The sequence below is a fragment of the Teichococcus aerofrigidensis genome (assembly GCF_054073225.1).
On sequence record NZ_JBSXMU010000030.1, the window covers coordinates 1 to 12471 of the forward strand.

At 68.0% G+C, this 12471-nt stretch carries 9 protein-coding genes; all 9 read right to left on the minus strand.

The features are described 5' to 3' along the window. The coding region (locus ACVMLK_RS08955) for an HAD-IIIC family phosphatase (RefSeq protein WP_457486208.1) at positions 1-1882 on the minus strand (1882 nt) is incomplete at its 3' end. A gap of 10 nt (positions 1883-1892) precedes the next feature. Next, on the minus strand, positions 1893-3506 hold the full coding sequence (locus ACVMLK_RS08960) for an MBOAT family O-acyltransferase (RefSeq protein ID WP_457486209.1): 1614 nt from the start codon (positions 3504-3506) through the stop codon (positions 1893-1895). Between the two features lie 182 nt (positions 3507-3688). Further along, the gene (locus tag ACVMLK_RS08965) at positions 3689-5005 is read right to left on the minus strand and encodes a hypothetical protein (RefSeq protein ID WP_457486210.1); all 1317 of its coding nucleotides are present in this window, start codon (positions 5003-5005) and stop codon (positions 3689-3691) included. After that, positions 5005-6129 carry a hypothetical protein gene (locus tag ACVMLK_RS08970; protein ID WP_457486211.1) on the minus strand — a complete coding sequence of 375 codons (1125 nt, stop codon included), beginning with the start codon at positions 6127-6129 and terminating at the stop codon, positions 5005-5007. Before ACVMLK_RS08970 ends, ACVMLK_RS08965 begins: the two co-directional genes overlap by 1 nt. Before the next feature lie 39 nt (positions 6130-6168). Then, positions 6169-6918, minus strand: coding sequence for an HAD family hydrolase (locus ACVMLK_RS08975; protein WP_422926110.1), 750 nt, complete (start codon positions 6916-6918; stop codon positions 6169-6171). Between the two features lie 9 nt (positions 6919-6927). Next, positions 6928-9045 (minus strand): hypothetical protein, encoded by a 2118-nt coding sequence (locus ACVMLK_RS08980; protein ID WP_457486212.1) that lies wholly within the window; start codon positions 9043-9045, stop codon positions 6928-6930. Beyond that, positions 9036-9626: a phosphatidylinositol-specific phospholipase C/glycerophosphodiester phosphodiesterase family protein gene (locus ACVMLK_RS08985; protein WP_457486213.1), complete on the minus strand. Its 591-nt coding sequence runs from the start codon at positions 9624-9626 to the stop codon at positions 9036-9038. Before ACVMLK_RS08985 ends, ACVMLK_RS08980 begins: the two co-directional genes overlap by 10 nt. Positions 9627-9678: 52 nt before the next feature. Further along, entirely contained in the window at positions 9679-11346 is a 1668-nt protein-coding gene (locus ACVMLK_RS08990) for an NTP transferase domain-containing protein (protein ID WP_457486214.1), read from the minus strand. 32 nt (positions 11347-11378) lie between these two features. Next, complete coding sequence (locus ACVMLK_RS08995) at positions 11379-12443, minus strand: class II aldolase/adducin family protein (RefSeq protein WP_457486215.1); 1065 nt, start codon at positions 12441-12443, stop codon at positions 11379-11381. Between the last annotated feature and the right edge of the window lie 28 nt (positions 12444-12471).

The window sequence follows — 12471 nt, forward strand, 5'->3', positions numbered from 1 at the left end:
CCCACCGCCCGTCGCGCCCGCCGGGCGCGCCCGGCGCGGCGCCGGCGGGCGCGGGAAGGGGGGCGAAGCCCAGGCGGGCATAATGCTCGGCCACCATCCCGTTGCGCGCGGTCGGGCGGTACTCGCCGATCAGCGCCGTGGCCCCCTTGCGGGCTGCGGCACGGGCCAGGACATCCAGCGTCGCCTGTTCGACCTGGCGGCCGAGCACGCGGCAACTCATCAGCCAGGTGTCGATCAACAGCTCATTGGCCGCCAGGGCGGCGTCGGGGCGGGCGATCACCACGCTGATCAGCCCGTTGTCGCCGAAGCGATCGCGCAACCGCAGCGACAGCATCACCGTCTCCGGATCGGTGGAGAAGCGTTCCGTCTCGACCTCGGTGTAACGGCGGGTGGTCAGGTTGAACTGGTTGGTCTTGTTGATCAGCTGCGTGACGCGCGGCAGTTCGCCGGCACCCACTTCCTTGACCGTCATGGTCATGGCCAGACTGCGCAGATAGCCTTCCAGATCCGTCGCCTGGTCCAGCGCCGCCTTGCGCTCGGCGTTCAGCACGTAGCTGCGGTTACGCGCCGCATCGTCGGCGGTGAAGGTGGCGGCCTCGAAATAGCCGCCGGCAGCGACCGTCTCGGGGTAGTTCGCCACATCCTCAGGCAGTTCGGGCACCGCCACCTCGGGCAGTTCGCGGCGGACGATCTCGCGCTCGGCCGGGTTGTCATCAACGAAGACCAGGCTGTCGAGGCCGATGTTCAGCGTCCTGGCGATCTGCCGGAGATTTCCCGCCTTGTCGTTCCAATTGGCCATGAAGCAGGCGATGTCACCGCGCTTCAGCACCATCTCGGGGTGCCTGGCGAAGGCTTCCTCGGCCACCTCCTGGGTGTTCTTGCTGCAGACCGCCAGGATGACGCCGCGCCGGCCGAGCGCCGCGGCATAGCGCTGGAAGGCCAGGAAGGCCTCGCCGGTCGCATTGCCCTGGCCGAGCTTGATGCCGTCCAGCCCGTCATCGCCGATCACGCCGCCCCAGATCGTGTTGTCGAGATCGAGCACCAGGCACTTCCGCGACAGGCCGGCCACGGCCATGGCCACACGGGCCAGCAGGTCGCCGTAGAGCGGCGCCAGGATCGGGCTGACCAGTTGCTTCGCCTGGTGCCAGCGCACCGGATCGGCGAGCCCCGCCGCCTGGCCCTGTCGCGCCGCCATCCAGGCGAGGTCGAGCAACAGCACGCCATCCTCCCGCGCCGCAGCGCGGATGGCGGTGTTCAGCCGCTCGGTCACGGCATAAGGCGCCGCCGGCACCAGCGCCTCGAAGGAACCGAAGATCGGCGGGTCGGCCGGCACCAGGGTCTGTTGCACCACCTGCGCCCCGTAACGCTCGCGCGCCCGGCGCCAGAGCAGGCGCAGCTCCTCCACCCGGGCGGTGACGGCGGCCACGACCTCGGCCTCGGCGGCTTCCAGGGGCAGGTCGATGGGCGCGTCCCGGGCATCAAGGGCCAGCAGGATCAGTTGCGGCGCGAAGGCCGCAAGGTCCGGATCCTCGCCCAGCAGGGCCTGGCGATACAGGCCATAGGGCGCGACATGCACCGAGAGCGCCAGGCGGCGGCCCAGGCCGGAGACCCGGATCGAGGGGACGAGGTGGTCCACGGTGTGGGAGGCCAGAATGGCGAGACGCAGCGGCGTCAGGGCCGGACTCTGCTGGCCCGGCGCGGCCGGGTCGGCCAAGCCTTCCGCAGCCAGGCGGTCGATCCGCCCGGTCAGGGTGAAGTCGCGGCGATAGCCGGAAAGCCGGATGGCCGCGGCCAGCCTGGCCCTGGGCTCGGTCAGGCGTCGGGCCTCGCCGATCGCGGCGGAAAGATCCGCATGGAGCGGCAGCCAGGCGAGTTGATCCATGATCCCGTTCTCAGAACTGGAAGTAGAGGAATTCGGTCGGCGCGGCCGAGAAGGCGCGGGCCAGGGCGAAGAAGCCGAGCAGGCCGATCACCACGCCGAGGGCCGGCGTCGGGCGCCAGGTTGCGCCCGGCAGGAAGGGCTCCAGCCAGCTCTGGCGCGGGCGCCAGCCAAGCGCAGTGCGATAGTGCCGCATCCATTGCTGGGTGTTCGGCAGGGTCCAGACGAAGGCCAGGAGCAGGCCGATCAGGGCCGCATCGGTCAGATTGAAGAAAGGTACGGCATCGACGGTCAACCCGAGGAAGCCGACCAGGCCGGAGACCACCGGAAGGCCGGCCATCACCGGCGGCACCACCACGCCGTTCAGCCCGGCCATCCCGGCCAGCATGGTGAGCGCCCCGGTCAGGCTGGGTGCGCGGAAGAAGACCATGGCGACATTGACGCAGAGGAAGGTCAGCAGGACGGCCACCCCGCGGTGCAGCCACCTGTCGCTATCGAGCTTCCAGCCCCAGCGCACCTTCAGCGCCCGCCAGGCATGCGCCACCACCAGGTAGAAGCCATGCAGCAGGCCGAAGGCCACGAACTGCCACCCCGCCCCGTGCCAGACGCCCGAGATGAACATGGTCAGGATGGTCGGATAGGCCACCAGGCTGATGAAGGTGCCGAAGGTCATCTTGCCGCGGCGGGGCAACGGCTTGCCGGCGGCGACGCGGGCGCGCGTCACCCGCATGACGATCGGGTTGTAGACATAGGCCGTCAGGAAGCGCGTCAGCGTCATATGCCAGCGCGACCAGAACTCGATGACGTTGCGGGCCTTGTAGGGGCTGTCGAAATTCGGCGGCAGGCTGATGCCGAAGAGCAGGCCGAGGCCGATCGCCATATCGGTGTAGCCCGAGAAGTCGAAATAGATCTGCAACGTGTAGCTCAGCGCGCCGCTCCAGGCATCGAGCAGCGACAGCGCCGCGCCGGCCTCGGCGGCGGCGAAAACGGGGCCGGCATCAGCGCCCAGCGGATCGGCGAAGACCACCTTCTTGAACAGGCCGAGCAGAAAGAGCGTGGTGCCCACCGAGATGTTGTCGAAGCGCGGCCGGAAGTTCCGGGGGTCGCTGAACTGCGACAGCATCTCCCGGTGGTGGGTGATGGGGCCGGCAATCAGATGCGGGAAGAAGGTGATGAAGAGGCAGTAGTTGAGAAAATCATGCTCGACGACGGCGCCGTCATGCGCGTCGCTCAGATAGGCGATTTGCTGGAAGGTGAAGAAGGAGATGGCCAGGGGCAGGACAATGTTGGGCACGCTCCAGCCCAGGCCGAAGGCATCGTCGACCGCGCCCACCAGAAAGCCCATGTACTTGAAGTAGCACAGCAGGATCAGGTTCGCGGCGATGCCCAGCACCAGCACGAGGCGCGAGGGCCTGCGCAGCAAATAGCCGCCCAGGACATAGTTCGCGACCATGCTGCCCAGCAGGAGAGGCACGTATTGCGGGTCCCACCATCCGTAGAAGACCAGCGAGGCGAGCGTGAGCCAGACCCCGGCCAGGCGCTGCCGACCCGTTCCCGCCAGGACGAAGAAGCCCAGCAGCACGATCGGCAGGAAGCCGAGAATGAAGGTTGCGGAGTTGAACAGCATGGTCTGACCTTCATTCGGGCAGGCAAAGCGGGACGGGGCATACCGGCCAACCGGAACGTGTCCGGCATCGGCGCATATGTTGGATAATACTCAAAAATTATCCGATATGCGCGCGCCTGGAGAAGATCACAGGATTTTTACGATTTGTCTTCGTGAAATATTGCCATTTCATGACTTCCCGTTCATGAGGCCGCCGCGGTGATCCGGGCTTTCCGCCGTGCCTGCAGCACCATGTGCAGCATCAGAGTGAAATAGGCGAAGGCCTCGAAGCCGTAGACCGCGACGTAGCCGATGATGAAGCCGTCGATGGGCCAGTTCTGCCAGGCAGCGACTGCGGTCATGATCAGCATGCCCAGGAAGGACAGCGCGGCGCGGCGCGCCAGGGGCGCGAGCCAGCCGATGGCGGCCAGGACGGCACCGCTCGCCGTCTGCACCAGCATCAGGAAGAGCATGACGCAGATGGCGATGCGCGTGCTTTCCGACACCACTTCGGGGTGGCCCAGCAGGGTGCCGAAGAACCTGTCGCCCAGGACATAGATGATCCCGGCGCCCACGGTGAAGGGCAGGGCACTGAGCCCGAAGGACAGCCGGATCCAGCGCATCAGCCTGGCCACATCGTGCGCGTGATAGGCCTGCGTCTGATGCGGCATCATGGTCTCGGCCACGGTCAGGAAGGCGGTGACGCCGAATCGGGTCACCTTGTAGAACATGTCGAAGACGACCAGAGCCAGCGCGTCCCGGTAGATCAGCGGGATGACATAGTAGGGATAGATATAGATCAGGAACTCCGACAGGGAGAGCACGGCGGAGGCGGTGATGCCGCGCAGATCCGCCCGCAGCACGCGGAAGCCCTGGCCGATCCGCGCTCCGCTGAGGAAGCCGAGCCGCCGCCGCGCCACCAGGAAGAGCGCCACCAGGCCGGAAAGCCAGAGCAGCACGAAGCAGATGGCATAGACCGTCAGCGGCAGGCCGAAGGCCAGCGCCGCGGTCAGCAGCACCAGCACCAGGCGGCGCAGGAAATCGATGCCCTCGGTCAGCACATAGGCATCGAAGGCATTGGCGGCGAGGCGCAGGATCATCCAGGGCAGGGGCAGAACCGACCCGGCGAAGAGCAGCAGATAGATCGGCCGATAGGCCGCCAGCCCGAGATCCGCCGTCCAGAGCGCCACGCCGAAGGCCAGCGTCGCCAGGATGGCGGCGGCTGAATAGCTCCACAGCGCCGCGGCGACGGCGCTGCCAAGCTCCTGCCGGGAGGAACTCTCGGGATGCAGGAAATTCTGTCGCATCCGTCCGAAGAGCCGCAGCGAGATGCCCAGATCGGCCTGCAGAACCAGCGAGGCGAAGGCGATGACGGTCGCGAAGAAAGCGTAGTCGTGCAGACCGACCTGCCGCACCAGGCTATAGGTCAGCAGGAAGCTCCAGAGCGTTGCCAGGGCAGTGTTGGTGGCCTTCAGCAGGAAGAAGGTCGCGGATTTCCGCGCCGCCGCACTCTTCAGCATCAGCGCCGCCCCAGCCAGCGCTCGGCACGGTCACGCAACCTGTGCCGGCCGGCCTGGACCGCGAATTTTCCGCCCCGCAGCCACCGCGTCAGCCTGGGCGGCAGGGAGGAGGCGCGCAGCTTGGCCACGGCGGACACGGCTTCGGCCTGCGGTGCGAGGTCGATCAGGAAGCCCGCCGCCAGGGCGCGCAGGCACCATTCCAGATCCTCCGCCTCGTCCCAGGCGACGGCCTCGTTCAGCGGGCAGCGCTCGTGCACGTCCTTGCGGACGCAGAACAGCCCGCCATCGACATAGGGCAGACCGCGGGCATAGAGGTCCAGATAGCGTTCCGCCGGCACCCGCCGCAGGCTGGAGGGCGTCAGCCGCGGCACATGGCCCGGGAGGCCGGTATCGTGCACGCCGAGGGAGAGATAATCCTCCCGCGCCCCATCGCCCTGGGTGAAGACGCGGGGCGTGATGATCTCGAACTCCTCCGGCACATGGCGCAGCGTGTCGGGCGCCAGCAGCACCCGGCTGTGCAGGATGGCAATGCGAGGCCCCTTCAGGGCGCGGATCAGCGCGTTCTTCTTTCGGCAGATCATCACCCGCGGGCCGGACGGCAGGTCGTGAGCCAGATAGCCCACCTGAGGGTAACCCTCGAGGCAGGCCTCGCCCCCCGAGGGGCCGCAGACCAGGATCTCGCCCCCCTGTTCCGGCCGCAGTTCCGGCTGGCGCAGCAAGGCGTCGAGGCAGGCGTGCAGCCGGGGCAACTCGGCCTCCTGGCCAGAGAAGACCACCCCCGCGCCCCATCCCGCGGGCGTCGGCGGCCGGGTGCGGACCAGTTCGATCTCTCCCTTGTCGGTATCGAGCCGCAGGGGATCGGCCTCACCGGCGGTCAGCTTGTAGGTCCATTGCCGGATCAGCTTGAAGGAAACGAAGCGGGGCCAGAGATCGAAGACATTGGGCGAGTTGTCCTGCACCAGCAGCCGGCCTCCCGGCTGCAGGGCCCAGAGGCCGTACTTCAGCGCATGCGCCATCAGGTTCCGGTAGATCAGCCGCTCCGTGCGGATGACCACGCGGGACAGACCCCGCATCGTCTTCAGCCGATACAGATCCTCACGGCCGGAGACGGTGAACTCGCTCATGACTTAGGTCTTTTCCTGTTGCTGCGGCATCGGGCCCGTTCAGGGCCGGCCCACGACGCCCCTGGCCCAGTCCCGCAGGGCAGGAAAGGCATGAAAGGTGCCATCCACCCCCGCATGGGCCGCGCGGCCGCTGCCGCCGTCATGCAGCTTCTGGAGCGTGGCGGCATTCAGGACCTGCTTGCTGGCCACCACGTCGCACTCGGCATCACCGATGAACCAGACCCGGTCGCCCCTCTCCAGCTCCAGCTTGGCGGCGGCGATCTCGAAGGGTTTGAGGCCGGACTTGTCCACCCCGGCCTCCTCCGAGGTCACGACGGTGTCGAAATAGCGATCGATGCCGAAATAGACGAGCTTGCGGAACTGGATCTGCGCCGTCAGGTCGGTCACCAGGGCCAGCGGCAGGCCGGCGGCGCGTAGCTCGATCAGGAGGTCCTCCGCGCCGTGAAACAGCCGGGCGCTGGTCATCAGGGTGCGCCAGTAGGTCTGTTCCAGGTCAAGGGCGATGGCGGGCTGGCTGTTCAGCCCCAGCAGCTCGATCATCCTCTGGAAGTAGAGCAGGCGGTTGTGCGAGCTGGCGGTCGCCCCCAGCATCCGCTTCGTCTCATGCCGGGCCCGGCGGAAGGCGTCGTCGAACTGGGCCGGCTGCACCTTCAGTGCCTTGCCGACCTTGTTCCGGACCGCCTCCATCGCCCGCTCATGCGGCCGGCCATATTCGTAGAGGGTGTCGTCCAGATCGAAGAGGATGGCGCGCGGCTTCTCCCGCAGGGCCTCGGCGTTCAGGATCTTCATGATACCTCCTCAGCGGCGCTTCGGCGTCAGCTCGGCCAGCTGCAGCAGGGTGATCAGCTGCATGATGCCTGTCATGCCCGGGTGCCAGGCCGGAATGCGGGCCAGCAGCTCCTCCAGATGCGGCACCAGCTGCTGGGCGGTGAACTGGATATCCTCCGCCTGGACGTCGCTGCCATCGATGACCAGCTCGGCCATGGCATTCATGCCGGCTGCCTGGGTGACATCGACCTGGGCGCCGCACAATGCGATCAGCAGGCGCGCCAGTCGGTCCAGGCTGATGGCGCTGCGCATCCTGACCCGGAGCTTCAGGGGAATCGGACCTTCCTGCTCGATGTCCTGCAGCGAGGCGGGGTCGGCCGGCAGCAGGGAGAAGACGACATCGGCATGCTCGCGCTGCGGCCGGATGAAGGCCTCATAGTCCGGCATGCGCCGCTTGATCGAGGACAGGACCCGGTCGAGGCTGTGGCCGCGCTGCTGGACGTCACGCCGGATCTTGAAGAAGCGGCGCAGGCTCTCGTCCATGTCGAGATAGATCGCGACATCCAGCCGCTCGCGCAGCGCAGCCGGATACAGGGCGTGCAGCCCGGTCACCATCACCACGTCGCTGGCCTGGATGCGCCGCGGCGGAGTGAAAAGGCCGGTGGCATGGTCGTAGTGGCGGCACATGATCGGCCGCCAGGCGATCAGCGACAGGGCATCGCGCGTGAAGGCCTCGAGGTCGTTGGCCCGGGGATCGAGATGGGTGAAGGCCTGCCACAGCTTCCCGCGCCGCTCGAAGAGATGGTAGTCGTCGCCGGAGACGCCGGTCACGGCCCCTTCACCGAACAGTCCGGCCAGGGCCAGGGCCAAGGTGTCCTTGCCGGTGCCGCTGTCGCCGGCGATGCCGATGGCCAGCGGCCGCTGCGACAGGCCGAAGAAGTCGTTCTCCTCCAGCCCCCTGCGGAGCATGGTCAGGGCCAGCACCACGCCAATGGCGGTCAACATCGAGGCGGTGATGGACGTGACGCGCAGGCTGGCCATGGCGTCCTCAGGCATCCAGCCGCCCCAGCCCAGCGGCAGGCCGAGCAGCGGCACGGCCGGTGTCACGGTCACCACCAGCTTCGCCAGGATGAACGCCAGCCCGAAGGCCACCGCCAGCGCCGAGCCCCGCTCACCGGCCCGCATCTGGTAGGCCACCAGGAAGGGCACCACCCAGAGATACCAGCCAACCGCCGAAGGGGTCAGCAGCAGGACCACCAGATAGGCGACGCCCAGCACGGTAAAGAGCAGGTCGAAGCTCATCCGCCCCACCTTCCAGGCCCCATAGAGCCCGAGCAGGTAGACGATCGGCATGATGTAGAGCTTCTGGCCGCCGCCCAGCATGATGTCGAAGTCGAGGATGGAGATCATCCCCGGATTGGCCACCAGCAGGCGCGGATTGCTCGTCAGCATCTGGTGCAGGCCGGGCGACAGGAGCAGCGGCGGCAGGAGCAGCAGCCCTGCCACGCCCAGGCTGCCGAGCAGGAAGCGGGGCAGGGTGTCCCGATGCCGCCGGTGGCTCCAGAGGAAGACGGCCAGGAAGGGCAGGATCGCCAGGATGCCGATCCTGGCGGCGATCGCCAGACCCAGCAGGGCGCCGGCACGGCGCGGCGCGCCCTGCTGCAGCAACAGCAGGGTCCCGGCGACCATCAGCGTCGGCACCACATCGGTATCGCCATGCCAGTAGGTGATGAACAGCACCAGTGGCGAGAACCAGTAGACGAGAAGGACACGATCCACCGCGCCCTCGTTCATCCGGCGCAGCACCAGCAGCAGGGCGTAATCCGCGACCAGCAGGCTGAGACCGAGGCCGATCTGGGCCAGGCGCATCCCGCCGCCGGCCAGATGGTCGGCCAGCATCCCCAGCGCCACGAAGGGCGCATGGAAAAGATACATGACCGGGCCATAGAAGAATTCCGGCGGGTGATCGCCATGGTGCAGGAACTGCGTCCAGGGATCCAGGCTGGGCGCCGCCAGGGTCTCCACCATGAAAGGCGTGAACCAGTCCGCCTGGATCTGTGGCACCAGCAGGAGAATGGCTGCGAGCCGCAGGAGAAGGCCGAGCAGGAACCAGTGATTGCTCCGCAGATCCGCGGGAATCAGCGCCAAAGCTCGGGCACCTTGGTACAGACGGCCTCCGCCGTGATCCCCTCCCGCGCCAGCAGGCCGCGCATCGCGGCGATCTCGGCGGGATCAGTGCGGCCCTGCAATTCCGGCGAGACCAGGCACAGCCTGAAGCCCGCCTCCTTCAGCCGCGCCGCCGAGGCCCGATCGAGCGGAAAGCGGGTGAAGCAATCGACCCAGACCCAGTCGATCCGGCCCGCCAGGCTGAGCGCGGTCTCCACCGTCTCGAACTCGGAGACCCGCACGGCGCAACGGCGCTCGCCACGCCGGGCGGTGCGCACCAGGAAGGGGAAGGATTGGTCGAGGAAAAAGAAATCCTCGATGCCGCGCTCCGCCATCAGGGCGAGCAGGCGGTCCTCCAGCCCTTCCTCCTTCACGTTCAGGATCAGCGTGCCGTGGCGATAGGCGGCAAGCCAGTCCTCGAAGTCCAGGGCATCGACCACGAAGGGGTCGTGATGAATGACCAGCCTGGACCCCTGGCTGCGGATATCGACCTCGATGCCGTATTCGGCCGGGGTCGCGGCGAGTTGCTCCAGCGTGTTGCGACGATGGGCGATCAGGATCATCGGCTGCTCTCGGTCTGCGGTGCGCGCCCGCGCGGGGGAGAAGGACGGGCGGTTACCAGGACGGGGCGGCCAGAGGGACCGGCCGCGGCGAAGGCACGGCCCTATAGCGCGCCTCCAGGGCCGCGACAGCCCCTGGCGGGACATGCCGGTCGTGCTCCAGCCGATAGGGATGCCGGTCCCATTTGTGGAAGCAGGACTGCCAGTACTCGAAGCTGCGCAACTCGTCCGGCGTGCCCCAGCCGAGATAATGCGCCACCTCGAGAAGGCGGCACTCCAGGCCCAGGGCAATGGCATCGTTGATGCAGGTGTCGATGTAGAATTCGCCGTTGACCCGGGCTTCGCGGGCGATCATGCGCTCCGCCGCCGCGACGAAGTCGCGCAGGCGCCGGAAGGTGAAGGCACCGATGACGATCGGATCGGTCACCGGATCGGCCAGCGGCTCCTTGACCGCGACCCGACGGATGCGTCCCTCCGCATCGGCCTCGATCCAGCCATAGGATTGCGGGCGGCGGCGGGCGGCGGAATGGCCGCGTATCCCCCAGACCAGGACGTCCGGCCCGTTCTCGTGCAGCAGGGCGGAAAACTCCGCCGGCTCGAAGATCACGCCGTTGTCGCAGGCGCCGATGGTCAGCGGCTGGTCGGGGTCGAGCCCCGCCAGCCCCGCCAGGCAGGTCCGCGCCTGGCCGTCGGTCAGTCCGTCGAGCAGCACCGTCTCGGATCCCGCCACCTCGGCCGCCAGGGCTTCGGTGATCTCGCCAAGTCCCGGCAGGTCGCGGCGCAGGATGAAACGGCGGCGCGGTGCCTTGGGCAGGTCGGCCACCGCCTGCACGGCCATCGGCCGGCCCGACACGGGGATCAGCGGCTTGGGCCGGTCGTAGCCGGCATCGCGGAAGCGCTGCCCGGCACCGGCCATGGGCACCAGCACACAGCCTTCCTGCGCCGGCGGCTCCGGCGATCCGGCCAGGGCAGCGAAGGCGCGCGACCAGCGCTGATAGTCCTCGAGATCCGCTGGCGTGCCCCACTGCATGAAGTGCTGCAGTTCATAAACGGCGACCGGCAGGCGTTCGGCCAGGATCGGCTTGTAGGCAAGGCTCACATAGTATTCGCCATTCACCGAGATCTGCTGGCGGACCGTCTCCTCGCAGGCCCGCCGCAGCAGCGCGGCGCTGGCGAAATAGTAGGTGCCGCTGGAAGCGTATTCCTCCATCGGCGCTTCGGTGAAGGGCTGCTTCTCCTGGATGTCCCGCACCCAGCCGTTCTGGTGGCGCAGATAGGCGTAGTAGGTCGAGCCCAGGGAATGCGGATGGAAGCCGCGATAGGCGGGGATGGCGCCGGCGCATCCGGTTTCCCGCGTGAAGCGGACGAAGTCCGGCCAGTCCCAGAAGCAGGCGAAGTCGCAGTAATTGACCACCACCGGCCGGTCCGGATCGAGCCCGTCCATCGCCTGCAGCACGGCATGCACCGGCCCGAGCTTGTGTGGCGCGACAGGCACAATCCGCCCGGTCGGGCAGAGTTCGCGCAGGATGGCTTCCATCCTGTAGGCCGGCTCGGCCAGATGGTCGGCATTGCAGATGAAGGTGACGTCGGTCTCGCCAGGAAAAAGGTCCAGGACGTGCGCGATGATCGGCTTGCCATCCACCTCGATCAGCGGCTTCGGCACCGGGTAGCCGGCGCGGCGGAACCGCTCGCCAAATCCTGACATCGGAATGACGATCTGCATGCGAGGGGCCTCCAGAGTCGTGACGCTCCCCATCACAGAGACGCCGCATTGAGGGATTGCCGGTACTTCTCGGCATCCCAGTCGAGCAATTCGGCCTCCTGCGACACATCCAGGAACACCAGGGGCGCGGCCGGGTCCAGCCGGGGCAGCACGAGACCGAGGCAGGCTGCCATCTCCTCGGCCCCCGGCCCGAGATCGGCGCGCAGCAGGGCGCCCGCGCCGGCCACCAGGACCAGGGCCGGCCCCTGCGGGTTGCGGCAGGTCCGCAAGTGGTACTCGGCTTCGGAAATGCTGGAGGTGGGAATGGGAGAGGGACCCAGGAAGACCACATGGTCCGGGTAAAGGGCGCCCTGGCTGGCCATCGCCAGGCTCACCGGGTCGGTCGCCGCCGCATGGGCCTCCGCCAGACAGGCAGGGCGATACCGGCCCTCGGCGATGCGGGCCAGGCGGGCCAGGGTGGCCTGATCCGCCGGCGGCGTCGACCGCGCGGTCACGGCCAGCCGCGTTTCCACCTCCGTCAGCAACGCCGCCGCAGCCGAGGTGGTCTCGGCTCCGATCACCAGGCCATGATTGGCCAGCAGCAGCACATCCGGCCGCTCCGGCAGGACGGAGCGCACCGCCTGGGTCAAGGGAAGGCCCGGCTTGGCGTAAGGCACCCAGGCCCAGCGCAGCCCCTTCAGCCGTTCCGCCGCCCGATCCCGCCCATCGGCGCGAACGGCGAAGGCCAGAGCATTCACCGAATGGACATGCAGGACGACGCGATGCGGCAACAGGGCATGCAGCGTCGTCTCGATCGAGGGGCGCAGGACGGCCCCCGGATCGAGACGGGACGGCATGGCCGGATCCGATTCCAGTGCGGCCAGCCGCCGGAGGATCTGCGGCAGGTCGAGACCGACGAAGATCAGCTTCTCCTCCGCGCGGGCCAGCCAGGTGCCCGAGGCCTTGACCCAGATCTCCCGCTCACCGCGCTTGAGCGAGGTATTGCCGCCGGCGCCCTGGATCAGGTGCCGGTCCGCACCGATGCGGGCGGAAAGGGCCACCAGGGGCGCCAGATCGGCAGCCAGATCCGGTTGCCGGACCCTCTCTTCCCGCGTCATGGCGCGAAATCCGAGAGGCAGGCGGTCC

What these genes read in the sequence shown, in the direction of transcription:
- ACVMLK_RS08985 (WP_457486213.1), bottom strand. Translation starts at nt 9,626, where the DNA reads ATGATCCTGATCGCCCATCGTCGCAACACGCTGGAGCAACTCGCCGCG.
- ACVMLK_RS08960 (WP_457486209.1), bottom strand. Translation starts at nt 3,506, where the DNA reads ATGCTGTTCAACTCCGCAACCTTCATTCTCGGCTTCCTGCCGATCGTG.
- ACVMLK_RS08970 (WP_457486211.1), bottom strand. Translation starts at nt 6,129, where the DNA reads ATGAGCGAGTTCACCGTCTCCGGCCGTGAGGATCTGTATCGGCTGAAG.
- ACVMLK_RS08995 (WP_457486215.1), bottom strand. Translation starts at nt 12,443, where the DNA reads ATGACGCGGGAAGAGAGGGTCCGGCAACCGGATCTGGCTGCCGATCTG.
- ACVMLK_RS08990 (WP_457486214.1), bottom strand. Translation starts at nt 11,346, where the DNA reads ATGCAGATCGTCATTCCGATGTCAGGATTTGGCGAGCGGTTCCGCCGC.
- ACVMLK_RS08965 (WP_457486210.1), bottom strand. Translation starts at nt 5,005, where the DNA reads ATGCTGAAGAGTGCGGCGGCGCGGAAATCCGCGACCTTCTTCCTGCTG.
- ACVMLK_RS08975 (WP_422926110.1), bottom strand. Translation starts at nt 6,918, where the DNA reads ATGAAGATCCTGAACGCCGAGGCCCTGCGGGAGAAGCCGCGCGCCATC.